The organism is Paenarthrobacter sp. NPDC090517, from assembly GCF_044769165.1.
In the GTDB taxonomy this organism is placed as follows: domain Bacteria; phylum Actinomycetota; class Actinomycetes; order Actinomycetales; family Micrococcaceae; genus Arthrobacter.
The window spans coordinates 1,695,166-1,717,849 of record NZ_JBIVXN010000001.1; the positions used below are offsets into that span (position 1 = coordinate 1,695,166).

24 protein-coding genes are annotated in these 22,684 nt (G+C 62.5%); 11 read left to right on the plus strand and 13 right to left on the minus strand.

The genetic code is table 11. The features are described from left to right. Positions 1-166: 166 nt before the first annotated feature. Both ACIQTW_RS07830 and ACIQTW_RS07835 read right to left on the minus strand, forming a co-directional pair. Positions 167-1,261 (minus strand): pyridoxal-phosphate-dependent aminotransferase family protein, encoded by a 1,095-nt coding sequence (locus ACIQTW_RS07830; RefSeq protein ID WP_402935682.1) that lies wholly within the window; start codon positions 1,259-1,261, stop codon positions 167-169. Between the two features lie 26 nt (positions 1,262-1,287). Next, positions 1,288-2,529: an MFS transporter gene (locus tag ACIQTW_RS07835; RefSeq protein ID WP_402935685.1), complete on the minus strand. Its 1,242-nt coding sequence runs from the start codon at positions 2,527-2,529 to the stop codon at positions 1,288-1,290. Positions 2,530-2,593: 64 nt separating this feature from the next. On the opposite strand from ACIQTW_RS07835, the gene ACIQTW_RS07840 reads away from it, so the two are divergent. The 7 genes from ACIQTW_RS07840 to purM all read left to right on the plus strand — a co-directional run bounded on the left by ACIQTW_RS07840 (position 2,594) and on the right by purM (position 8,316). Further along, positions 2,594-3,082 (plus strand): winged helix-turn-helix transcriptional regulator, encoded by a 489-nt coding sequence (locus ACIQTW_RS07840; protein WP_402935688.1) that lies wholly within the window; start codon positions 2,594-2,596, stop codon positions 3,080-3,082. A 56-nt stretch (positions 3,083-3,138) separates the two neighbouring features. Continuing rightward, positions 3,139-3,969: a phosphatase PAP2 family protein gene (locus ACIQTW_RS07845; RefSeq protein ID WP_402935691.1), complete on the plus strand. Its 831-nt coding sequence runs from the start codon at positions 3,139-3,141 to the stop codon at positions 3,967-3,969. Positions 3,970-4,123: 154 nt separating this feature from the next. After that, positions 4,124-4,633, plus strand: coding sequence for a 2-oxo-4-hydroxy-4-carboxy-5-ureidoimidazoline decarboxylase (gene uraD / locus ACIQTW_RS07850; protein ID WP_402935694.1), 510 nt, complete (start codon positions 4,124-4,126; stop codon positions 4,631-4,633). Next, positions 4,630-4,971 (plus strand): hydroxyisourate hydrolase, encoded by a 342-nt coding sequence (gene uraH / locus ACIQTW_RS07855; RefSeq protein ID WP_402935697.1) that lies wholly within the window; start codon positions 4,630-4,632, stop codon positions 4,969-4,971. The genes uraD and uraH overlap by 4 nt, the downstream gene beginning before the upstream one ends. Before the next feature lie 99 nt (positions 4,972-5,070). Beyond that, a complete protein-coding gene (locus ACIQTW_RS07860) occupies positions 5,071-5,403 on the plus strand; it encodes a hypothetical protein (protein WP_402935700.1) in 333 nt (110 codons plus the stop codon). Between the two features lie 136 nt (positions 5,404-5,539). Beyond that, entirely contained in the window at positions 5,540-7,171 is a 1,632-nt protein-coding gene (gene purF / locus ACIQTW_RS07865) for an amidophosphoribosyltransferase (protein WP_017199953.1), read from the plus strand. Beyond that, the gene (gene purM / locus ACIQTW_RS07870) at positions 7,168-8,316 is read left to right on the plus strand and encodes a phosphoribosylformylglycinamidine cyclo-ligase (protein ID WP_402935704.1); all 1,149 of its coding nucleotides are present in this window, start codon (positions 7,168-7,170) and stop codon (positions 8,314-8,316) included. The genes purF and purM overlap by 4 nt, the downstream gene beginning before the upstream one ends. A gap of 74 nt (positions 8,317-8,390) precedes the next feature. Here purM and ACIQTW_RS07875 read toward each other — a convergent pair whose 3' ends face one another. The 3 genes from ACIQTW_RS07875 to ACIQTW_RS07885 form a co-directional block, all read right to left on the minus strand. Next, positions 8,391-9,161 carry a VOC family protein gene (locus ACIQTW_RS07875; protein WP_402935706.1) on the minus strand — a complete coding sequence of 257 codons (771 nt, stop codon included), beginning with the start codon at positions 9,159-9,161 and terminating at the stop codon, positions 8,391-8,393. Continuing rightward, the gene (locus ACIQTW_RS07880; protein WP_402935709.1) at positions 9,158-9,940 is read right to left on the minus strand and encodes a VOC family protein; all 783 of its coding nucleotides are present in this window, start codon (positions 9,938-9,940) and stop codon (positions 9,158-9,160) included. Before ACIQTW_RS07880 ends, ACIQTW_RS07875 begins: the two co-directional genes overlap by 4 nt. A gap of 185 nt (positions 9,941-10,125) precedes the next feature. Continuing rightward, the gene (locus ACIQTW_RS07885) at positions 10,126-10,350 is read right to left on the minus strand and encodes a DUF3073 domain-containing protein (protein WP_011776148.1); all 225 of its coding nucleotides are present in this window, start codon (positions 10,348-10,350) and stop codon (positions 10,126-10,128) included. 243 nt (positions 10,351-10,593) lie between these two features. Between ACIQTW_RS07885 and ACIQTW_RS07890 the strand changes: the two genes are divergently transcribed. After that, positions 10,594-11,556: a septum formation family protein gene (locus ACIQTW_RS07890; RefSeq protein ID WP_402935712.1), complete on the plus strand. Its 963-nt coding sequence runs from the start codon at positions 10,594-10,596 to the stop codon at positions 11,554-11,556. Positions 11,557-11,564: 8 nt separating this feature from the next. On the opposite strand, the gene clpB is transcribed toward ACIQTW_RS07890, so the two are convergent. Next, positions 11,565-14,222 (minus strand): ATP-dependent chaperone ClpB, encoded by a 2,658-nt coding sequence (gene clpB / locus ACIQTW_RS07895; RefSeq protein WP_402935715.1) that lies wholly within the window; start codon positions 14,220-14,222, stop codon positions 11,565-11,567. A gap of 259 nt (positions 14,223-14,481) precedes the next feature. Here clpB and ACIQTW_RS07900 point away from each other — a divergent pair, with 259 nt between their 5' ends. Then, the gene (locus ACIQTW_RS07900) at positions 14,482-15,099 is read left to right on the plus strand and encodes an MSMEG_1061 family FMN-dependent PPOX-type flavoprotein (protein ID WP_402935718.1); all 618 of its coding nucleotides are present in this window, start codon (positions 14,482-14,484) and stop codon (positions 15,097-15,099) included. 41 nt (positions 15,100-15,140) lie between these two features. On the opposite strand, the gene ACIQTW_RS07905 is transcribed toward ACIQTW_RS07900, so the two are convergent. From ACIQTW_RS07905 to ACIQTW_RS07920, 4 genes are read right to left on the minus strand one after another with little or no spacing between them, the layout of a single operon-like run. Then, positions 15,141-16,214: a sulfate/molybdate ABC transporter ATP-binding protein gene (locus tag ACIQTW_RS07905; protein WP_402935721.1), complete on the minus strand. Its 1,074-nt coding sequence runs from the start codon at positions 16,212-16,214 to the stop codon at positions 15,141-15,143. Next, a complete protein-coding gene (locus ACIQTW_RS07910; protein ID WP_402935724.1) occupies positions 16,211-17,023 on the minus strand; it encodes an ABC transporter permease in 813 nt (270 codons plus the stop codon). The genes ACIQTW_RS07905 and ACIQTW_RS07910 overlap by 4 nt, the downstream gene beginning before the upstream one ends. A 16-nt stretch (positions 17,024-17,039) precedes the next feature. Then, on the minus strand, positions 17,040-17,840 hold the full coding sequence (gene modA, locus ACIQTW_RS07915; protein ID WP_402935727.1) for a molybdate ABC transporter substrate-binding protein: 801 nt from the start codon (positions 17,838-17,840) through the stop codon (positions 17,040-17,042). Continuing rightward, entirely contained in the window at positions 17,837-18,247 is a 411-nt protein-coding gene (locus ACIQTW_RS07920) for a molybdopterin-binding protein (protein ID WP_402935730.1), read from the minus strand. Before ACIQTW_RS07920 ends, modA begins: the two co-directional genes overlap by 4 nt. 266 nt (positions 18,248-18,513) lie before the next feature. Here ACIQTW_RS07920 and ACIQTW_RS07925 point away from each other — a divergent pair, with 266 nt between their 5' ends. Continuing rightward, positions 18,514-19,848: an FAD-binding oxidoreductase gene (locus ACIQTW_RS07925; protein WP_402935733.1), complete on the plus strand. Its 1,335-nt coding sequence runs from the start codon at positions 18,514-18,516 to the stop codon at positions 19,846-19,848. A 130-nt stretch (positions 19,849-19,978) separates the two neighbouring features. Further along, complete coding sequence (locus tag ACIQTW_RS07930) at positions 19,979-20,848, plus strand: DUF4031 domain-containing protein (protein ID WP_402935736.1); 870 nt, start codon at positions 19,979-19,981, stop codon at positions 20,846-20,848. 98 nt (positions 20,849-20,946) lie between these two features. On the opposite strand, the gene ACIQTW_RS07935 is transcribed toward ACIQTW_RS07930, so the two are convergent. The 3 genes from ACIQTW_RS07935 to ACIQTW_RS07945 form a co-directional block, all read right to left on the minus strand. Continuing rightward, on the minus strand, positions 20,947-21,348 hold the full coding sequence (locus ACIQTW_RS07935; RefSeq protein ID WP_091470118.1) for a YccF domain-containing protein: 402 nt from the start codon (positions 21,346-21,348) through the stop codon (positions 20,947-20,949). 110 nt (positions 21,349-21,458) lie between these two features. Then, positions 21,459-21,911, minus strand: coding sequence for an SRPBCC domain-containing protein (locus ACIQTW_RS07940; RefSeq protein WP_402935740.1), 453 nt, complete (start codon positions 21,909-21,911; stop codon positions 21,459-21,461). Between the two features lie 109 nt (positions 21,912-22,020). Beyond that, positions 22,021-22,617 carry a phosphoribosylanthranilate isomerase gene (locus ACIQTW_RS07945; RefSeq protein WP_402935743.1) on the minus strand — a complete coding sequence of 199 codons (597 nt, stop codon included), beginning with the start codon at positions 22,615-22,617 and terminating at the stop codon, positions 22,021-22,023. Positions 22,618-22,684: the final 67 nt, after the last annotated feature.

Consider the following 22,684-nt stretch of genomic DNA (forward strand, 5'->3'; position numbering starts at 1 on the left):
TTGCGCCCAACCCCGCCGGACATGAGAGAGCGTTGCGCCCAACCCCGCCGGACATGAGAGAGCGTTGCGCCCAACCCCGCCGGACATGAGAGAGCGTTGCGCCCAACCCCGCCGGACATGAGAGAGCGACCCGCCCAACCCCGCGGGACGTGAGAGAGCGTGCGGGCTAGGCTTTCGCGATTGCCTCTCTAAGAGCTCCGAGCACCAGCGTGACAGAAGCGCTGTTGGCGTTCGGGCCCATCATGCCGATGCGCCACACAGTATCCGCGAACTCCCCGACGCCCGAGCCGATTTCCATGCTGAAGTTCTCCAGAAGGTAAGCGCGGACGGCGGCCGAGCTGACGCCGTTGGGCACTTTCACGGTGGTGAGGCTCGGCAACCGGGCGCCCTCGGCAGCAAACAATTCGAGACCCATTTCCTGAAGCCCAGCCTGCAAAGCGGCACCAGCGGCACGGTGCCGGGCCTGCACATTTCCAAGACCCTCCGCGAGGATGCGGTCCAGGGCGGCTTCAAGCCCGGCGATCATGGTGACCGGTGCTGTGTGGTGGTACGTCCGGGCACCGCTGGCAGCGCCGACGTACCCGCCCAGCAGCCCGATATCGAGGTACCAGGAGCGCGGATCTTTGATGCGCCGCTCAAAGGCGCGATCGGAAACGGTGAAGGGCGAAAGTCCGGGTGGCACACCGAGGCATTTCTGCGTTCCGGCGTATCCGACGTCGATGCCCCAGTCGTCTGCCCGGAGCTCAAGTCCACCGATGGACGTGACGGCGTCGGTAATCAACAGGGCGTCACCCTTACCGGCACCCAGCGCAGCTATATCGGAGAGCACGCCCACGGAAGTCTCAGCGTGGACGGCCGCGATCACCTTTGGATTTGGATGCGCCGAGAGTACGCGCTCGGCATCGACGGGCTGGCCCCACTCGTGATCGACGCGGACCACTGTGGCCCCGCAACGCCGGGCGACTTCACACATGCGCGCCCCGAAGAGTCCGTTGACAGCGATCACTGCCACGTCGCCGTCGGACACAGTGTTCACGAAAGCTGCTTCCATCCCGCCGGAACCTGTGGCACTTAACGGAAGTGTCCGCGCATTGGACGTTCCCCAGACAGTCCGGAGGCCTTCGCAGGTGTGGTCGAGCCGTTCGATGAACACAGGATCAAGATGGCCGAGCACGGGATAGGCAAGGGCGGCCATGGCCTCGGGGTAGCAATTGCTCGGGCCGGGACCGAACAGGAACCTGGACGTCAGAATGTGCGGCATGTGCGAACTCCTTCAGCTGGTTGAGGTCATTCTGCCGCAGCCTGGTGGACGGTGCGAACCAAGCCAGCATGCGTCTTGAGGCGCCGAGCCCGGTCCATCCCCCAAACAGCAAGCGCCAGCAGCGCGAATACTGCCCCAAGAATGCTGGCACCGGTCCAACCCCAAGCGTCGAATACCGGCGCGACAGAGGCGGCCCCCACGGCACTGCCCACCGAATAAAACACCATATAGCTGCCGATGATGCTGCTGGCTGACTCTTCAGCACCGGACACAATGAGTGCTTGGCTGCTGACATGGACGGCCTGCACAGCGGCGTCGAGAACGATGATGCCGGCGATGAACCAGAGCAGCGACCAACTTCCCAGGGACAACGCGAGCCACGAGCCCAAGAGCGCCACCAAGCTCAACCCGGTGACCCGTTGACCCCACCCACGATCCGCGGCAGCACCAGCTCCGGATGCAGCCAGTACGCCCACTAGGCCAGCCAGCCCGAAAAGCCCCACAATGCCCGGTGGCAGGTTCCACGCGGGTCCGCTGAGCAGCAGCGACATCCCGCTCCACAGCACCCCAAAAGACGCAAAGAGCAGCATGGTGATGAGCGCGCGGGTACGGAAAACGGGATTGCGGCGCGTCAGGACCACCACTGATGAAACAGCCTGCCAATAGCGCACGTCGACTTTTGGAGCCGGTTCCCGGGGAATGGCGCGGAGGACTGCCAGCGACAGGACCACAGCAACTGCCGCGGCAAAGACGTAAACCGACCTCCAACCCCATAGGTCCGTCATGCCACCCGCCACGGTCCGCGCCAGGATAAGGCCGCTCACGACGCCGGCGGTGACGGTTCCGATGTTTCCGCCCCTTCGGTCCGGACTACTGGAGGCGGCCGTGTACGCGACGATGGTCTGCACAACGGAAGAGGCCAATCCCAGAATCCCGAAGGCGAGCAGCAAGGCAGCTTGGGATGAAGCCAGGGTCACGGCACATGCACCTACAGCACTTGCTGCCACCTGAACGGTGATGAGGATGCGGCGGTCCACCATGTCACCCAATGGCACCAGAAGAATCAGTCCAGCAAGATACCCGGCTTGGGATGCTGCCACGACCCATCCGATGCTTGCCACCGAGATATCGACGTCGGCACCGATGCGCTCCAGGAGGGGCTGTGCGTAGTAGATGTTGGACACCATGAACCCGGCCACGACGGCGAGCAGCAGCAAAAGGCCACGGCCTACTCCCTGCTTGGGTTTTGTCAGCTGATCACTGCTCATTCTTCCCGCCTCCATTCACTTGGTTTCAATATGCAACCATCTGAGATTATGGCAGAATGGTTTCATGTTGCAACCGATCGAGATCGAATGGACCGACTCCGAATGCCCGGTAGCCAGGGCAGCCGACCTCGTGGGCGACAAGTGGATCCTGCTGATCATTCGGGATTCATTGGACGGCAAGCGTCGCTTCTCAGAATTCGAGAGGTCTCTGGGGGTGGCGAAGAACATCCTTTCGGACCGCCTCCGCCTCCTCGTTGACAGGGGCGTCCTAACCAGGATCCCCAATGACCGCGGGACGCGGAGCGAATATGAGCTAACAAGCGCCGGGCGCGACCTCTTCACCTTGATCCTCAGCCTCCGGCAATGGGGCGAACGCAACGCCTTCGGCGCCGGCGAAGCTCACTCCATCCTGGTGGACCCCGCGACGGGTGAGCCGGTCCCGCAGCTCCGCCCTCTCCGGGAAAGCGGTGCGGAGCTCGCACCGGAACAGCCACTGCTGGTCAAAGTTGGCGAATCGCTGCCGGAAGAGCCCACCGCTCAGGAACCCTCCTAGGCCAAACTGCTAAGGTTACTCACCAATACTGAGGCCGCCACGGATAGGGGACGAGAGTGACGACTGAAGGAAAAGAGGCGCCCGAGCAAGGCGTCAGCGGCGAGGTAAGCCAGGACCGGTTCGTTGCCGGACAGGACCTGACGCGCTGGAAATCACCTGCCGGCCGGGTTCTCGCCGGGGGTGCCGAAAAAGTCACTTCCCTGTTGGGTCCCTATGCTGCGCTGATCATCACCCTTATGGCAGGTCTTGCCATTGCCTTGTCACTAGCGTTGGTGTTCGGCGAGGTCTACGAGTCCGTGACCGAAGCTGACGGCGTGGCCGGATTGGATGATCCCGTGCTGGCGGCAGCCAAGTCGGCGCGCTCCCCCGCCTTGGACATGGCCACCACGGCCTATACCAATATTGGCGGCACCGTTGGCATGCCCATCATTGCCGTGGGCATCATGATTTTCCTGGCCACCAAACGGCGATCATGGACACCTGTCATCCTGATGCTCGCCGCCGGGCTGGGTTCCCTGGTCATTACCATCCTGGGCAAACCGCTCTTCGGCCGCGCCCGCCCGGACCTCGTTGACGCCATCCCTCCCTACGAACACTCGGCGTCCTTCCCAAGCGGCCATTCGCTCAACTCGATCGTGATCGCAGGAATTGTGGCGTACTTGATCATCCTCAGGCTCAAGACCACCAAAGCGAGGATCATCACTATTCTCGTGGCGGCAGCGTTCGCCTTCACCATGGGCCTAAGCCGCGTTTATCTAGGTCATCACTGGCTGACGGATGTCCTTGCAGCCTGGGCCATTGGCATCGCTTGGCTAGCCCTGATAATTACGGCGCACCGACTGTACCTCACGGTGAGAACACGCCGTCACCGCGCGGTAGTCTCTTGACACCGGGCCATTCACTCAGCTTAACTAATTACGTATGCTGAAATAACAGTTCCATGATGCGGAAGCTTGAAGCAAGGGCTTCCTCCTGTACCAACAGGAGTTCCGCATAGCCCACACCATGGATGCCAGCATTTTGCATGAGGATGACACAAGCATGGAGCTTGCAGTATTCAACAGTGTTGACCGGGACGAGGCCATCAGGACCCTCACGCCTTGCCTGGACATCCGCCGCTGGGTGGAAACCATCGTGGACGCGCGCCCCTACGCCAGCGTCGACGAACTACTGGGGCAGGCCCAGCGCGCCGCCGAACCGTTCACTGCTGCCGAGGTGGAGTCCGCCATGGCACACCATCCCCGGATCGGCGAACGCCCCAAGGCTCAGACCACCGAGGCGGCTATGTCGCGCTCGGAGCAGGCAGGAGTCGATCCCGGCGACAACCAAACAACAACCGCACTCGCCGAGGGAAACCGGGCGTATGAGGAGAAGTTCGGCAGGGTCTTCCTGATCCGCGCGGCAGGTCGCAGCGCGCAGGAAATGCTCGGCGCCCTCCAGGAACGCCTCACCCACACCCCGGAAGAAGAAGACACGATCGTGGCCGGCCAGCTACGGGAGATCGCACTGCTGCGGCTCTCCGGACTGATCAGCGAAGGAGTCAACGCATGAGCGTTTCACAAGTAACAACCCACATTCTGGACACCGGTTCCGGACGCCCGGCGGCGGGTGTCGCCGTCGTACTTTACTTCCGGGAAGGTGACGACTGGACCCTGGTGGCTAAGGGCGAAACCGACGCCGATGGCCGCATCAAGACACTTGGTCCCGAACGGATTCCCGGCGGCGCCTACCGCCTGAACTTCGCCACCGGCGCCTACTACGAGGGCCTCGGCACCGAGACGTTCTTCCCCGAAGTTGACCTGAACTTCACAGTTTCCGACGCCGGTGAGCACTACCACGTGCCGCTCCTCCTGAGCCCGTTCGCGTTCTCGACGTACCGCGGCAGCTAACCCACCCCCCCCCCCCGCCGAGTTCACAGTTAATGCCAATGTTCCGCAAGGACATTGGCATTAACTGTCACTTGGGCAGGGAAAGGTACGCTTGAAGGCATGGCTTCAGAGGACACCACCCCCAACTCCGCCCGTCGCGAGATCACGGTTCGCCGGGCACCCAAGTTCGTACCCTTCATGATTTTGGGAGCCGTGGTTGGTGCAATCGTGGCTGCAATCATCGCCTACGGCCGCCAGGCCGACCCCGCCTTTGACGCCGGCACGGTGTTCGGATTCTTCCTCATCGTCTGCGCAGGCGGCGGCGTCATCCTGTTCTCCGTACTCGCCCTGATCCTGGACCGACTCAGCGTGAAGCGCACCCAGCGCGCCGTGGTGGAGCCCGTTCCGGACTCGGTTCCGGATGAAGGACCAGAGAACGACGACGTCCGCTAGGTCAGGCGCCCTGCCCGCCTCTTCACAGGGGTACCGAATGTGAGACACACCGCATTTTCGCGGGAACACGCCAGTTCAAGGGGTCACATAGGCAATGGGGGAACGTACCACGGCCACAACATGAGACAATCGACCAGTGGCACGTGGCGACGGAAAACTTTCTCATGATCTTCTCCCCGGCGAAAAAGGCCCCCAGGACGCTTGTGGCGTCTTTGGGGTTTGGGCTCCCGGTGAAGAAGTAGCAAAACTCACCTATTACGGGCTGTATGCGCTGCAGCACCGCGGACAAGAATCGGCTGGTATCGCTACCAGTGACGGCAAGCGCATCAATGTCTATAAGGACATGGGCCTTGTGTCCCAGGTCTTCGATGAGACAACCCTGAACACCCTTACCGGGCATCTGGCCGTTGGCCATTGCCGGTACTCCACCACCGGTGCAAGCCACTGGGCCAACGCGCAGCCAACCCTGGGTGCAACAGCAACCGGCACGGTTGCCCTGGCTCACAACGGCAACCTGACCAACACCGCTGAACTCCGGGAAATGATCCTTGAGCGCAACGACGGCCAGCTGACCGGTGAGATGAAGCAGGGCAACACCTCGGACACCGCCCTGGTGACCGCTCTCCTTGAGGGCGAAGAGGGCAAGACCCTGGAACAGACCGCCCTGGAGTTGCTCCCCAAGATCAAGGGTGGCTTCTGCTTCGTCTTCATGGATGAAGGAACCCTCTACGCAGCCCGCGATACGTACGGCATCCGCCCGCTGTGCTTGGGCCGCCTGGAGCGCGGCTGGGTTGTCGCTTCCGAGCAGGCCGGTCTGGCCACCGTTGGCGCGAGTTTCATCCGTGAAATCGAACCCGGCGAATTCATTGCCATCGACGAGGACGGCGTTCGTTCGCAGCGCTTCGCCGAGGCAACCCCCGCCGGCTGTGTTTTCGAATACGTCTACCTCGCCCGCCCGGATGCCGCCATCGCCGGCCGCTCCGTGTACGAGGCACGCGTGGAAATGGGTCGCCAGCTGGCCCGCGAAAACACTCACGAGGCAGACCTTGTTATCCCGGTGCCCGAGTCCGGCACACCTGCCGCCGTGGGCTACGCAGAGCAGTCCGGCATTCCGTTTGCGCACGGCTTCGTCAAGAACGCCTATGTGGGCCGCACGTTCATCCAGCCGTCGCAGACCCTGCGCCAGCTGGGTATCCGCCTCAAGCTCAACGCCCTGGAATCCGTGATCCGTGGCAAGCGCATTGTTGTGGTGGATGACTCGATCGTCCGCGGCAACACCCAGCGGGCCATCGTTCGGATGCTCCGCGAAGCCGGCGCCGCCGCTGTGCACGTCAAGATTTCCTCTCCCCCGGTTCAGTGGCCCTGCTTCTACGGCATCGACTTCGCGTCCCGCGCGGAACTCATCGCCAACGGCGCCACCATCGAGGAGATCTCACAGGCAATCGGCGCTGACTCGCTGGCGTACATCTCCGAAGACGGCATGATCGGCGCTACCCAGCAGCCGCGCGAACGCCTCTGCACGGCCTGCTTCACGGGCAAGTACCCCATCGAGCTGCCGCACGCGGACAAGTTGGGCAAGAACCTGCTGGAGCGCACCGACCTTGGCGGTCTGGAACCGGCCGCTCCGTCCGACTCCGTGGACGATTCCGAGGACCCTGCCGAGAAGCCGGGCGCCACGGGTTGCGATCCCGGGCCTGACGCCGAATTCGAAAACCTGCTTACCGACGCTGATCGTTTGACCGACGCCGACAAGAAAGAGTCTGTATGAGCTCCGCAACACCCGCCGCTGAGAATAACTCCGGTATCACCTACGCCTCCGCGGGTGTCGACGTCGAAGCGGGAGACCGCGCAGTCGAACTCATGAAGGGCGCCATCAAGGCGACGCATAACTCATCGGTGATTGGCGGCGTCGGCGGTTTCGCTGGCCTGTACGACGTCTCCCGGCTGCTGACCTACAAGAAGCCGCTGCTGGCGACGTCCACCGACGGTGTTGGCACCAAGGTGGCTATCGCCCAGGCCATGGACATCCACGACACCATCGGTTTTGACCTGGTGGGCATGGTTGTCGACGACATCGTCGTGGTGGGCGCTGAGCCCCTCTACATGACCGACTACATCGCTTGCGGCAAGGTTGTCCCGGAGCGCATCGCGGACATCGTCCGCGGTATCGCTGCTGCGTGTTCCGTTGCCGGCACCGCCTTGGTGGGTGGCGAAACCGCTGAGCACCCCGGTCTCCTGGGTGAGCACGAGTACGACGTCGCAGGTGCCGCAACCGGCATCGTCGAGGCAGACGCCCTGCTTGGCCCGGACCGCGTCCGGGCAGGCGACGTCGTCATCGGCATGGCCTCCTCCGGGCTGCACTCCAACGGCTACTCCCTGGTCCGCCGCGTCATCAACCACGCCGGCTGGGCACTGGACCGCCAGGTCTCCGAACTCGGCCGCACGCTGGGCGAAGAACTACTGGAGCCCACCCGCGTCTACGCAGCTGACTGCCTTGACCTGGCACGCACCTTCCCTGTCACGGGAGGCGCAGCAGTTCACGGTTTCAGCCACGTCACCGGTGGTGGCCTCGCTGCTAACCTGGCACGCGTCCTCCCGCAGGGCCTCGTAGCCACGGTGGACCGCAACACCTGGGAACTGCCTGCCATCTTCAAGCTCGTCTCCGAGCTCGGCAACGTTCCGCTGGCCGACTTGGAGCGCACGCTGAACCTCGGTGTGGGCATGGTTGCCATTGTTTCCGCCGAAGCAGCCGATGCTGCAGTGGCCCGCCTCAACGACCGCGGCCTGCCGTCCTGGGTCATGGGTGCCGTTTCGGCTGACAGCGACTCGATCGACAAGACCGGCCCGGACTACGTCCAGGGTGCCAAGGGTGTCGACGGCGGCGCTGTCCGTTTGGTGAATGCCTACGCCTAAGCGCGTTACCGCTTCGTAAAGAGAGCGGCCGGGCAGTCTTGAACTGCCCGGCCGCTCTTTTTGCTGTTCCTGCCCTAGATCTGGATCAGGCTAAGGACGCCGCCCTGCGGGTCCTGAATAGTGGCAAGCGACCCCGTTTCGGGTTTGCCCTCCGGTTCAACCAGGAGCTCTCCCCCGGCTGCGGCTGCGGCTTCCGATGCTTTTCGCAGATCCGCTACGCCGAAGTAGATCTGCCAGCCGGCCTCATCGCCCTCATCGGCAGGAACTATGCCAGCCACTTCGTCGCCCTTGACCATCAGCGTGCTGTAGCTGCCGCCGTCGTCCTGGGGATATTCGGTGACCTCATGCCCAAAAAGCTGCTGGAAAAACGCGACGGCGGCTTGCGGCTCGGGCGTCAGCAATTCCGCCCACGCCAACGCCCCGGGCTCGTTGAACAAGTGACTGCCCACATGAGTGCCAGCCTGCCAGATGCCCGTGGTGCCGCCTCCCGGAGGCTCGATGAACGCCAAGACCCCGGTGTCGGCGACGGCTTCCGGGCCAAACTGGAGTTTCCCTCCCGCGTGGACAGCGTCCTCCGCGATCTCCTCGGTGTCAGTGGCCGAGATGTAGACGTTCCACTGGCCACGCGTGCCGGCAGCCTCCTGCATGGGGTTCTGCGGGGCGATCACAGCCACCAATTGATCCTTGACGAAGGCCTGCGCATAACTGCGGCCGTCCGGCGTGGGCAGGTCCTTGAAAGTCCAGCCGAAAACCTGTTCATAGAAAGTCTTGGCTGCCGCGACGTCCCGGGTCTGAAGGTCGGCCCAGCACGGCTCTCCACTGGCATAGTGCTTTCGTGATGTCATGCTGCCAAGCCTGTCATGATGCTGAACGCTGCTCCCGCTGGATCCATGAGAACTGCCATTCGCCCAACTCCCGGCACATCAAAAGCCGGTGCAATGAGATGACTGCCCAGCTCAACGGCTTGCTTCACCGTGTCATCAATGTCCACCACGTTGAAGTACGTCATCCAGAACGGTGACAGGCCTTCAATAGGCAACTTAAGGGCACCCGCGACTCGCTTTCCATCCACCAGCAGGCTCGTGTACTCCTGCAGGTCGCCGGCCGGCGTAGTCTCGCTGGTGCAACCTGTCACAGCCTCGTAGAACGCAACGGCCGTGTGGACATCGTCTGTCTGCAGTTCATTCCAAATCATGGTCCCAGGCTCGTTGACCAAACCCGAACCGGGATGGTTGCCGGCCTCCCAGAATCCAATCTGTGCACCCGTCGGGTCTGTGGCGAAGAACATACGTCCGCTGCCGTTAGGAACCGTATCTGGAGGGAAAAGCAGGGTTCCGCCAGCGCCTTCCACGCGCCGGGCGGCCTCGTCAGCGGAATCAACGGCAAGATAGTTCGCCCAATAGGAAGGCATTCCCTCCGGGGCATCGGGCAGTTGCTGCATCATTCCGGCGACGTAGCGGCCTTTGAGCTTGGCCATGTAATAAGTCATACCATTTCCGGCATCCATGGCATCCAGCTCCCACCCGAAGAGGTCGCTGTAAAACTTTTTGGAAACTTCAATGTCGGTGGAGGACAGGTCCACCCAACACGGTGTTCCCTGCTGATAACTCTCGACCTCCGACATGGATTTCCCTTTCGATGCGCTCGAACTCCAGCCTACGCAAAAAAGAGCCCCCAGGGTACGCCAAAAAATGGCGTGGCCTGGAGGCCCTTTTTCAAAAGATATACGGCATTCGAAAATGCGCGTTGACCTTGGTGTACGACGGCGGTCCGCAACTCAGTGCCATAAGCACCTGTTGGTTGCGACAGCTATCCGATCCGACGGGTGTCTACCTCGTCGTCGTCATCTTCCGCGTACTTGTCCTCGTAGGCCGAATAGTCCGGCTCCGGGGGATCGTCGGGGAAGTGGCTCTTGACACGACTGGACGGACCCGTGAGCTCCCGCTCAAGTGCCGAATAGTCAGTGTTCGGGGAATAGTACTTAATGTCCCGAGCCTGCTTGGTAGCTTTTGCCTTTTGACGGCCGCGCCCCATGGCGTGACCCCCTTTTGTACTTGGACCGGAGGTGGTCACCTTGGCTATCGGCGAGGCCCCGGAATGTTTGGTCAATTTGTCGTATGTCTAGATTACATGCTTTCGGGGGTGCCCGCGCGCCACCACCACCCCGCGTCCGGGCCGACTACGGTTGAAAGCACGCCATTACACCTCCAAGAGAAGCGAAAATTGGGTAGAGTCTGCCTCAATGCGGCTCCACAGCAGGAAGGCACACCCGGGAATATGAGCCAGGACAACACTTCACCCCGTGACGGTTCACGACGCGAACAAGGCGAGGATGGAGTGCCCCCTGCGCCCCAAACACCGCCTTCACCGGGTCAGCAACCGTCATCGGCCCCCTCGGGGCCGCCCTCGGGTCTGCAACCGGATCCCGCACCCGAGCTCGATCCTGACTTTGTTGCCAATCCGGCAGAGCAGCCCGATCCTGCGTTGCCGCCCACGGATTCACAGCCAGCCGGGGATTCAGTGTCACCCGAAAAGACCAATGCTCCTGCTTACTCGGGACAGCAGGCATACGTTGGGCAACAACCGCCGACAGTTCCTTGGCAGCCGAATGCAGGTCAGCAGCCGCAAGCCGGGCAGCAACCGTTCGCCGGCCAACAGCCCTACACGGGTCAGGAATGGCGGCCGGAGCCCCAAGGAGATCAAGGCGTCCACGGACAGCCGGAACCCCACGGAGATCCGGTCAAGCGGCAGCGGCTGGTAATCGGCGGAATCGTTGTTGGCGTCCTCATACTCATTGGCGTTGTGATTTGGGTCCTGCTCAACTTGCTGGGCACCCGCCCCGAAGCAGCCGTGTCCACGCCCAGCGCATCTCCGACTGCCGGCCCGCTCCCCCGTGATGCAGAGGCCAAGGACTTTCAAGTGGGCGACTGCTTTGCCGACTTCGATGCCAACGCCTCAAAAGCCAGGGCCGTAGCCTGCGACACCGAGCATTCGGCCCAACTCGGAGCCGTCCACACCTACGGTGCCGACGAGTCCTTTCCTGGAACCAATGCCCTCAGGGACAAAGGGCGCGAGGTTTGCAAGGATGTGAAGCTCAACGCGGCGGCCGACAATTACGTGCTGCTTCAGCAGAACGTTTACCCGAGCACCACCAGTTGGGATCGGGGCGACCGCCGCGTTGATTGCTTCATCGTGGTGGATTCCGGCAACACCATCACCGAAGATCTCCTCGCGAAGTAGCCTGAAACCTACTTCCGACGAACCGTCAGGCCAGTACCTGCGGGAGTGCCGCCGTCGGGACCCGTCAGCGCTTCGAAGCCCTCAACGGTGAGTTCGTCGAGGTCCGCAGCGGTATCCACCAGCACGGTGTCGCCGTCGCTGATTTCGCCGGCGAGGATCTCCTTGGCCAGGCGGTCGCCGATCTCCCGTTGAACCAGCCTGCGAAGCGGCCGTGCACCATAGGCGGGATCAAAGCCGGACATAGCCAACCATGCGCGTGCCCCATCGGTAACCTCAAGGCTCAGGCGGCGATCGCGGAGCCGGTTGCTCAGCTCGGCGACGTGCAGCTCCACGATCCGGGCAAGTTCCTCTACCGTCAGCGGGTCGAAGAGGACGATCTCATCCAGCCGGTTCAGGAACTCGGGCTTGAACGATGCCTGGACCACAGCCATGACAGCGTCCCGCTTAGCCCTTGCGTCCAGAGACTGATCCACAAGGAACTGACTTCCGGAGTTGGAGGTCAGCACCAGGATGGTGTTGCGGAAGTCCACGGTGCGGCCCTGACCGTCGGTGAGGCGGCCGTCATCGAGAACCTGAAGGAGGATGTCAAAGACCTCAGGGTGGGCCTTCTCCACCTCGTCCAGCAGCACCACGGAGTAGGGCCTGCGACGGACAGCCTCTGTAAGTTGGCCGCCTTCTTCGTAGCCGACATATCCCGGAGGGGCACCCACCAACCGGGCGACCGAGTGCTTCTCGCTGTACTCGGACATATCGATCCGGATTATGGCGCGTTCGTCGTCAAAGAGGAAGTCCGCCAAGGCCTTGGCCAGTTCCGTCTTGCCGACGCCCGTGGGACCCAGGAACAGGAATGAACCCGTGGGGCGGTTGGGGTCGCTGATTCCGGCACGGGCACGGCGCACGGCGTCTGACACGGCCTGGACGGCTTTGGTCTGCCCGATGAGGCGCTTGCCGAGTTCCTCTTCCATGTGCAGCAGTTTCTGGGACTCGCCTTGGAGCATGCGACCAGCCGGGATCCCTGTCCAGGCTGAGATGACTTCCGCGATGTCGTCGGCAGTTACGTCCTCGGCTACCATCAGTTCCGGTTTCGAATCGCTCCGGGCGGACTCCTCTTCAGCAGCGGCGCTCAGCTCCCGTTCCAGAGCGGGCAGTTCGCCGTAGAGTATCCGCGACGCCGATTCCAGGTCACCCTCGCGTTGGGACTTGTCCGCTGCGGAGCGTAGTTCGTCGATTTTCGCTTTGAGATCACCCACCCGGTTGAGCCCGGCTTTCTCAGCTTCCCAGCGCGCGTTCAAAGCGCTGAGCTCCTCATTCTTATCGGCTTTGTCCGCCCGGATCGCGGCCAGCCGTTCCACCGAAGCAGGATCAGTTTCCCCTTGCAGGGCCAGTTCCTCCATGGTCAAACGGTCGACGGCGCGGCGGAGCTGGTCAATTTCTTCCGGTGCGGAATCGATCTCCATGCGCAGCCTCGACGCGGCCTCGTCCACGAGGTCGATTGCCTTGTCCGGAAGCTGGCGCCCCGAGATGTAGCGGTTGGACAGCGTTGCGGCTGCAACCAAAGCAGAGTCGGCGATGGCTACTTTGTGGTGGGCCTCGTAACGTTCCTTCAGGCCACGAAGGATGCCGATGGTGTCTTCGACGCTGGGCTCGCCAACATAGACCTGCTGGAAGCGGCGTTCCAGTGCAGGGTCTTTCTCAATGTTCTCGCGGTACTCGTCCAAGGTGGTGGCACCAATCAGGCGCAGCTCACCGCGGGCCAGCATGGGCTTGAGCATGTTCCCAGCGTCCATGGCGCTTTCACCTGTGGCGCCGGCACCCACAACCGTGTGAATTTCATCGATGAACGTCACGATCTGCCCGTTGGAGTTCTTAATCTCCTCCAGGACGGCCTTCAGGCGTTCCTCGAACTCGCCGCGATACTTTGCTCCGGCCACCATGGACGCGAGGTCCAGGGCGATGAGCGTTTTGCCGCGCAAGCTTTCGGGGACGTCGCCGGCCACCATGCGCTGCGCAAGGCCTTCGACGACGGCGGTCTTGCCAACGCCCGGCTCACCAATCAGCACGGGGTTGTTCTTAGTGCGACGGCTCAAAACCTGCACGACGCGTCGGATCTCGCTGTCGCGCCCGATGACGGGATCCAGTTTGCCTGAGCGGGCTACGGCAGTGAGGTCCGTGCCGAACTTCTCCAGGGCCTGGAAGGTATTTTCCGGATCCGGCGAGTTGACGTTCCTGTCCCCCCGGACCCCCGGCAGGGCGGCGAGCAGCGCTTCGTGGGAGGCACCGGCGTCGCGCATTAACTTACCCACGGCGTCGCTGCCGGCCGAGAGTCCGAGCAGCAGGTGCTCCGTGGACACAAAGGAATCGCCGAGCTTGTCGGCCTCGTTCTGGGCAGCTTGGATGGCCTGCATGGACTGGCGGGACAACTGGGCCTGCTGGACCGAGCTGCCCGATGACGACGGCAGCGATTTGATGGCTGAGCTGGCCTGAACGCTCACGGCATCAGGGTCCGCTCCCGTGGCACGCAACAGCGCAACAGCAACGCCTTCGCGCTGGTCCATCAGGGCTTTCAGCAGGTGTGCGGGCTCAAGTTGCGGGTTGCCCGCAGTGGAGGCGTTCATGGCGGCCGCAGAAAGGGCCTCCTGGCTTTTGGTGGTGAATTTGACGTCCAAAGAGTGCTCCCTTTCTGGAGTGATACCTATGATTACAAAGTTGAGTCTACTACGCTCAACTTTGCTTTTGGACTCTCTGAGTTCCATGTTTGCCCACGGCGAAACTGCTGTCCACACAAAACCATGGCTATGTGAATAGCGGGGGTCTTCTTATAGCTCTCGCTCCCGTATCCGCTATCCGCACCAGCAAGAACCAGCGCGGATGGCGGCAAGTGGCGCGAGCCGTCCCCAAGCCAAAAAACACCCGTAGGCTGGGGCAATGGACACCATTTCCAGCGTGAATGAACTCGAAGAACTGATCGGATTGCCCTTGGACCGTGTGCGCCGGAAGGTGCGCACAGCGCTGAGCAATTTCGACCGCCAATGGCTGGCAGCCAGCCCGTTTTGCGTGATCTCGACTTCGGACGCGCAGGGCCGCGTGGACGCCTCGCCCAAGGGCGATCCCGCTGGCTTCATTTATGTCCTGGACGAGCACACAATCGCCATTCCGGAACGCCCCGGCAACAAGCTCGCCTTCGGCTTCCACAACATCCTGGAGAACCCGAATGTCGGCATTCTGTCCGTCGTCCCAGGCAGAACGGACACTTTACGGATCAACGGGACGGCACAGATTGTCCGCGACGCCGATTTCTTCGATCACTTGGTGGTCAAGGGGCACCGGCCGCGCGCCGCTGTTGTGGTTGCCGTGGAGGAAGTGTTCACCCATTGCGGTAAGGCCTTCATGCGGAGCGGACTGTGGCAACCGGAAACCTGGGACACTGACGACCTTCCGAGCATCGCGATGCTGTCCCGGACCTACACGCAACCCGAAACACCACTGGAGGATCTGGAGGCCTACTACGGGCCGTCGTATGCGGAGCGGATGTATCGCGAGTAGCGCCTGAGTTATCCGGACCGGGTTATTTCAGGCAGGGGTATTCAGGCCGGGTAGACCGATATCAGCGCAGATTTGACCACGAACCTGACTTCCATGCCCGGTACCAGACCAAGATCGGCTGATGCCGCGGGCGTGATGTCAGCTGACAACGCTTGCGGCGAATGCACCCCGCTGGCGCGGACTCGGATCTGGTCCCCATACGGCTCAAGGTCCGTGATGGTCACCGGGAAGGAATTACGCGGACTTCCGTGAACGTCGCCCAGGAAGACGGAGACGCTCGACGGCGGGAAGGCGGCTACGCCCGCCTGCCCGAGCACTGGTGACCAGTCAGGATCATGCTGGCCCGCGAAAACCCGGCCATCCGGCGTCGTAATTCCCTCGGAAGCAATGTTCCCGGCGACGAGGTTGAGGCCAGCGAGGCCCGCGGCGAAGTGGCTTCGTGGTCTTTCCAGGACCTGACGCGTGGGTCCTTCTTCCGCGATGTGCCCCTCCTCCACCACGATGACGCGGTCTGCGAGCATGTAGGCGTCCAGGATGTCGTGCGTGACGATGATCGCTCTTCGGTCCCGCAGGACTCGTTTGAGGACGCGGCGGAGCAACGGTGCCGCGTGAATGTCGAGGGCGGCCATGGGCTCATCAAGGAGCAACAACTCGGGCTGAGCAGCCAAAGCGCGTGCTACCGCGATGCGTTGGGCCTGCCCGCCGGACAACTGGGAGGGCTTGCGGTCAGCCAGGGGCAGGGCATCAACTTCGGCCAGCCAGTGTTGTGCAGTTTCCCGCGCGGCAGCCCTGGAAGCACCCGCACTACGCGGCCCGAATGCCACGTTGTCCAAGGCATTCAGGTGCGGAAAGAGGAGAGCTTCCTGGGCCAGAAGCGCGGTCCCCCGCAGGTGTGGCGGGCTCCAAAAGGGAGTGCCGCCGTCGAGCTTGAACAGTTCTTTGACGCCGATTCTCGCCGAGCCGGCATCCGGCCGCAGCAGGCCGGCAATCACGCCCAGCAGAGTGGACTTCCCGGCACCATTGGGACCGAGTATGGCAACAGTCTCGCCTTCAGCGAGGCTTAGCGACATGTCGAAGTTCCTGGCGCGGACGCTAGCCTGCAGCTCGAAGCTCATGGCTGGACCTCCACGGGAGTGCTGCTTCGCCGACGCCCATAGCTGAGCCCAACCACCGCAACGGCAACCGCCACCAGCACCAAGGAAAGCGCGACGGCGGCGTCCGCATCTGCCTCACGCTGCAAGTAGATTTCGAGGGGAAGGGTGCGGGTGATCCCTTCCAAACTCCCGGCAAAGGTCAAGGTGGCTCCGAACTCACCCAAGCTTCGCGCGAACGACAACACAGCACCTGACGCGAGCCCTGGCAGCACTAGTGGAAGCGTGACGCGACGAAGGACGGTAGTGGGCCGCGCCCCGAGGGTCGCCGCCACAGCTTCATATCTACTTCCGGCCGATCTCAGCGCGCCTTCCAAACTGACCACCAGGAACGGCAGGGCCACGAAAGTCTGGGCCAAAACCACCGCCGAGGTAGAGAACGCGATCTGGATCCCGGCCAGTTCAAGGGACTTTCCCAGGAGTCCCTGCCGCCCGAACGTGTACAGGAGAGCGAGACCGCCGACGACGGGCGGCAGCACCAGCGGCAGCAGGACGAAGGAACGGAGGAGCCTTTGTCCGGGGAACTCGCCGCGGGCAAGTACCAGCGCCAACGGAACTCCCAGGACGACGCAAAGGGCGGTGCTGGCAGCTGAGGTTCTCAGGCTCAGGCCCAAGGCGGCAAGGGACGATTCCGAGGTGATGAGCGGAATGAATTGCGGCCAATTCACCCGCAGCAGCATCGCCGCCAAGGGAAGCACCATCAGAAGTCCACCTACAGCGGCAATAACATAAATCCACCGCGGAATGCCGTGGTAGCCGCTGTGCTTGATCATGATGCTGTGGCCTCCACTACAGCGTTCCGAAGCCGGCGTCCATGAGGACCTTCTTGCCGGCTTCGCTAGTGACGTTTGCTATGAACGCAGTTGCGAGTTCCTTGTTCTTGCTGGTATCAACCGTCGCAATCGGGTAAGTGTTGACGGCCCTGTCCGACTCGGGGAAGGGTATGCCCTGGACCTTGTCACCAGCCGCTTTGACGTCCGACACGTAGACCAGGCCAGCGTCCGCTTCGCCCGAGGTAACTTTGCCGAGGACATCGGTCACGGATGATTCCTCGCTGACCGGGCTCAATGCGGTCCCTGTCGCTTTTTCGACGGTCTTCGTTGCAGCACCGCAGGGAACCTGGCTGGCGCAGGTCACCACTTTGACGCCGGGCTTGGCCAGGTCCGCGAAGGAAGAGATCGACGCCGGGTTGCCGGGCGGGACGGCGATCTCCAGGACGTTGGTGGCGAAGTTGGTTGCTGTGCCGTCCACAAGATCCGCGTCGGCGAGCTTGGCCATGTTCTTGGTATCTGCTGAAGCGAAGACGTCCGCGGGGGCGCCTTGGGTAATCTGCGTGGCCAGGTCGGAGGAGCCTGCAAAGCTGAGAGTTACTTTGGTGCCCGGGTGCTGGACTTCGAAGTCTTTGGCCAGCTGCGTGAAGGTTGATTTCAGGGATGCCGCGGCGAACACGGTGATCTCGCCGGACATCGAGGACCCGGGGTTGGCCGAGCCCGTGGACGGACGTGTTGTCCCGGAGGCGCAGGCACCCAGGCCCGCCGCCAGGGCAGCCGCGACCAGCACTGCGGCGAAAGGCTTGCGGCTGATCCTCATGTGATGCTCTTTCCCTGCGGTGTTTCGATGATGACGGTGGTGGCCTTCACCACGGCTGTGGCTACCGAACCGAGTTCCAGCCCAAGCTCCCGGACGGCTTCGCTGCTCATGAGTGAGACCACACGAAACGGACCACACTGAAGCTCCACTTGGGCCATGACCTTGTCCGCAGTGATGCCGGTGACCAGACCCACGAAGCGGTTCCGGGCCGAGCTTCCGGCCCGGGAGGGATCATCCGGGAGATGGGATTGATCACGGGCAAGCGTGGCCAGTTCCAAACCATCCACTGCCAGGCGACCAGCTGAGTCCTTCCGGGCAGTAAGCGTTCCGTTTTCCGTCCATCGCCTCACGGTGTCGTCGCTGACACCAAGGAAGCGCGCGGCCTCGGAAATTCGTATTTGCGGCATATATGAATCATAGGTCCGTATTTGCGGATTGCCACTACCATTTCTACCGCATACGAAATATGAACGTCGAGCGCTGGTGAGCTGCGCTTCACTCCCGGCGCACCTTTCGGCGCACCCGTTACCGCCCTTCGCCCCCGTAAGCCCTGGTGCGCTTGGCGCGAAGTGGCGCGCCGCCGTCGTCGTACTTCTTTGAACTACCCATGGTCCGATGGGAGGTGCGGACGTACCCTGTTCTAGGGGAGAGTTTCCGATGCGAAGGAACTCCCATGGAATGGATTCGTCCGGACAGCCCGGACTATGACGAAGCCCGAAAACTCTTCAATGCGATGATCGACCGGAAGCCGGCTGTCATCGCCAAATGCTCGGATCCCGGCGAAGTGGCGGAAGCGCTGAGCTATGCGCACAACCACAATTTGGACGTCGCCGTGCGCTCGGGCGGGCACTCAGTGGCTGGCATGTCCACCAATGACGACGGCCTGGTAATTGACGTCCGCCCAATGAAGTCCATCAGCGTGGACCGCGGGATGAAGACCGCCACGGTGGGCGCAGGGCTGACCTGGGGCGAGTTCGATCGCGCAACCCAGCAGTACGGGCTGGCTGTCACGGGAGGGCGCGCATCCACCACGGGAGTCTCGGGATTCACCCTAGGCGGTGGTTCGGGATGGCTGGAACGCTCGTACGGATTCGCGTGCGACAACCTGCTCTCCGTCGATCTGGTCACGGCCTCCGGGGAACGCGTTAACGCCAGCCCCGGCGAAAACCCCGAGTTGTTCTGGGCACTCCACGGAGGGGGCGGAAACTTCGGTGTGGCTACCTCCTTGACGTTCAAGCTGCACGATCTCGGACCTACTGTGATGGCTGGCCTCATGTTGTTCCCCGGGGAGGACGCGACGGATTTGTCGCGCGCCTTCCGGGGACTTGCGTTGGAGGCGCCCGACGCCGTGGGGACAGCCCTCGTGTACCTCACCGCCCCGCCGGAAGAGTTCGTCCCGGAAGAGATGGTGGGCAAGCTCGCCGTCGGGATGGCTTACATCTACGCGGGTGATGTTGAGGCCGGCGAAGAGCACGTCAAACCGTTCAAGGAACTCGGCCCCTCGGTGGACCTCGTCTCGCCCATGCAATATGCCGACTTCCAGTGCATGATCGACGACCCTCCGGATCACTACAACTACTGGAGCGCGGACTACCATAACGAGCTCAATGACGCCGCACTGGATCTTCTGGTCGACTCGGCTCAACGCCTTCCGGGACCGCACTCGCAGCAATTGGTGGCACGTTGGGGCGGAGCGGTGGGCGGCCCTGCTGCGGCGAACACTCCGTTGCAGCATCGGGGTGCAGCCTGGGTCAGCCACCCGTTCGGCCTTTCCGAAACCCCGGAGGGTGGGCAGGAGGCAAAAGCCTGGGTCAAGCAGTTCCGGCAGGACATCGCCCCGCACACCACGGGTGGCGTGTGGCTGAACTTCATCGGTGACGAAGGGCAGGACCGGATCATGGCCGCTTATGGCGAGCAGAATTACCGGCGGCTGTCCTTGGTGAAGCGCGAATTCGATCCCGACAACGTGTTCCGCGGCAACCAGAACATCCTGCCCGCCCAGCACTGAGTTCCCTGCACTCCTTCCCAGTTGCCGTGATCAGCGCAGGCAGTGAAGCCTGTACTTCCGGGACGGCAGCACGGCGGTAGACGTCCCGATGGCCGGCAACTGGGAAGGATCACATGGGTACACTTTGGCAATGGCCATCTACGTCGATCCGCCCCTTTGGCCAGCGCATGGAACCGTCTTTTCGCACCTCGTTTCGGATACCTCGCTGGATGAGCTGCACGCGTTCGCGGCCGCTTCCGGTGTACCCGAGCGGGCCTTCGACGGAGATCATTACGATGTCCCGGAACGCCGCTATGACGATCTCGTTTCCGCGGGCGCCATCCCTGTGGAGGCCCGCATCCTGGTCCGCAAGCTCATTGCCAGCGGACTGCGCATCCCGGCTCGTGAACGGAGCAAGGCATTGACAGTACCTCTAATGGAACGTTGGAACAGCACCTACCCGGGCCACGAGGAACTGGGCCTCGAACTACTGGAGCGTTGGGGCGAGGACGGCAGGAAGTACCACAGCCGGACCCACCTCCTGGCAGTCCTTGAAGCCTTGGACGTGCTGACGGAACCGGAACAGCCTGCGCGAACCGTCTTGCTGGCAGCGTGGTTTCACGACGCCATCTATGAAGGAGTCGCCGGGCAGGACGAGGAAGAGTCCGCACGCTTGGCCGAGGACCGGCTCACTGCCACTGGTTTGCCTCCCCACGAGGTGGCGGAGGTGGCGCGCTTGGTCCGCCTCACCACCACTCACAGCCCCAAGACGGGTGACTACGCCGGTGCACTCCTCTGCGACGCCGACCTCTCCGTGCTCGGTGGCGACCCGGAATCCTACGCACGCTACTTGGCCGCCGTCCGCGAAGACTACGCCCGCGTCAGCGACGACGACTTCGCGAAGGGTCGCGCCGCCGTCGTGCGTCATCTTTTGAGGCTGGACCCGTTGTTCCACGGCGAACGCGCCAAGGCTCTCTGGCTCGACGCCGCGCGCCGGAACCTCGCCAGCGAACTCGCCTGAGCTACTCCCGTTCCTCTCCCCGATTAGACGATTCGCTGCAGGTTAGACGGTAGGAGTCGTCTGTTCTGCAGCGCGTCGTCTAAATGGGCAGTGCCGGCCTAGCGGTAGGTGCTGACGAACGGCTGGTTGGTGGGCACAATCTGCTTACCGAGGGGCATCAGCGATACCGGGATCAGCTTCAAGTTGGCGATGGCCAGCGGGATTCCAATGATGGTGATGGCCATGGCAACTGCGGTGACCACGTGGCCGATCGCAATCCAGATGCCTGCAACCAGAAGCCAGATCACATTGCCGAGAAGCGCGAACACCCCGGCACCGCCCGGCTTCTCAACCACCATCTGGCCGAAGGGCCACAGGCAGTACGCACCAATTCGGAACGAAGCGATACCCCACGGGATGGTGACGATGAGCACGCAGCAGATGATGCCTGCCGCGAAGTAACCCAAGGCCAGCCAGAACCCACCGAAGACAAGCCAGATGATGTTAAGGAGCGTTTTCATAGTCTTCATTCTCCCTTGCGGGCACGACAAAAAGCCTAGGGGTCTGCCCTGAATCTTCCCTGACTTGCAGCGGCTCCCTGCGGCGCTCCGCTCCCGACCACGCCACTAGCTCAACCGGCCAGGATTCCGTCCAGCTTGTCGAAGGAGGTGCCCCAGCCGTCGCGTGTCATTTCAACCCACTCTTCGGAAGCAAACGGCCCTTGCGTAAGATTCATCCTGGTACGGCCGTTGAGGTCCTCGAATTCAAGGTGCATTTCCTCGTACTCGTGGTCGGCGTCAGGAGCAGCTTTGGCTTGGGCGACCAAAAGTGCAGGGCTGTTCAGCTCGGTGATGGTGGCTTCGATGGGTGCCGACTGCTCGCCGTTCTCGTCAGACCACACCATGACCACCTGCCAGATGCCACCCACCCGGGGCTCTACGATGATCTGGTCACGGGGAGCTTCCACTTCTACAGGCCCGAACCACTGGGTGAGCTTGTCCGGCTCCATCCAGGCTTCAAAGACCTTCTCGCGGGGAGCATCAAACTCGCGGCTCATGGTCAGAGTGTGCTGTTCCGTACTCATTGCTTAACTCCTGGTTTCGGTGATGTTCGATATCCAAGTAGTGGTGCGTTGGAGTAAATCGTGTCGTCGTGAGCGAGTCTAGGGTGTCCCACTGACACGGTAACCGAGCCTAAGCTTTGGCAGCTTCGACAAAAGCGCGGATCTTTGCCAGGTCCTTCACTCCGCGGGATGCCTCCACGCCGGAGGAAACGTCCACTCCCCAAGCGCCGGCAGCAGCCGCCGCGAAAGCCACGTTGCCGGGTTCGAGTCCCCCGGCAAGCAGCCAATCCCGGTCGTCCAGCCCCTTTGCCCGCACTGACGCGTAATCCCAGGACTCCCCCGAGCCCGGCACTGCGGCATCGATCAGGAAAACGTCTTCGCCCAGATCCGCGAACTCGTCCCGGGAGGCGCCCATGGTGACTGCCCGAATGAGCCGCATTCCGGCGTCGTGCACTGTTTTAACATCGTTGGCCGTCCGGTGGCCGTGCAATTGAACCCACTCGAGTCCGGCAGCGCGAGCTGTTGCCACGGCGTCACCGGCATTCTCATGCCGGAAAACACCCACTGCGTGAACGCCCTCCGGAACCAACGGCAGCAGAATACGCACCTGGTCCGGGCTGACTTCGCGAGGGCTGGAGGTGAGCACGAAGCCGACCGCGTCTGCACCGGCGTCGACGGCTTCACGCACGGATTCAGGCGTGCTCAAGCCGCACACTTTGACGAACATTCCAGCGCCTCCAGCTTTAATCGCAACGTTTTCCACATATGACGTTAGCAAGCCGCAATGCCAACGC